Source organism: Variovorax defluvii (assembly GCF_039541515.1).
Lineage (GTDB): Bacteria > Pseudomonadota > Gammaproteobacteria > Burkholderiales > Burkholderiaceae_C > Variovorax > Variovorax defluvii.
Genome location: NZ_BAABGJ010000055.1, coordinates 1 through 811, shown reverse-complemented (window position 1 = coordinate 811; position 811 = coordinate 1). Strand labels below are relative to the sequence as shown.

Genomic DNA, 811 nt, shown 5'->3' with positions numbered 1-811 from the left:
GCTCAGAACGCGTGGCGGATGCCGAAGTCGAAGCCCGTGGCGCTGCGCGGGCGGTAGCCTGCCACGCCGTTGCCGGTGGACAGGTACTGCGGCGAGCCCAGCGCCGTCGCGCCCATGATCGCGGGGTTGTTCTCGCCGTTCTTCACGCGGATGCGCGCCGCCGTCGCATACAGCGCCGTGCGCTTGCTCAGGTTGTGCACGTAGCTGATGGCGATCTTGTTGGCCGACGCATCCCGGTTGGGCTGGAACAGCGTGGGCAGCACCAGCCCCGGATCGTTCTTGAACTTCACGCGCTGGTAGGCCAGGCGGATCAGCCCCGGGCCCACCGGAATGGTGGCGCCGATCAAGCCGCCGGTGTACTTGTCCTTCTCGTCGACCGTGACCGTCAGCGGCAGCGCACCGCCCAGCACCGTGCGCGTCTCCAGTTCGTCACGCGCCACCGACACCTCGCCGAACAGCTTGACCACGCCGAAGTCGTAGGAGGCCCCCAGGTTGGCGCTCTTGATCTTGTTCTCGAAGCCCGCGCCGGTGGGCAGGCCCGCGGCCGTCAGCGTGGTCACGTCACCCACCGTGCTTTCACCATAGGCGACGGCGACGTCCAGGGGACCGGACGCGTAGCCCAGGCGGCCGCCGAAGTAGCGGCCCTTCTTGCTCGGCGTGCCAGCGACGTTGCTCTGATCGACGTTCTCGTGCAACGCGTACTGCACCTGGCCGTAGATGCCGCCGAGGTTGGGCGGCAGGAAGTAGCCGATGGTGTTGCTGGTACGAACGTAGGAGTCGGAGCCGCCCAGGCTGATGGTGCCGGGGTTGG

General features: G+C 67.9%; 1 protein-coding gene. It reads right to left on the bottom strand.

Features of this window, described 5'->3' with window-relative positions; genetic code table 11:
• Positions 1-2: 2 nt before the first annotated feature.
• A partial coding sequence (locus ABEA07_RS16495) for a porin (protein WP_345539184.1) occupies positions 3-811 on the bottom strand: 809 nt, incomplete at its 5' end.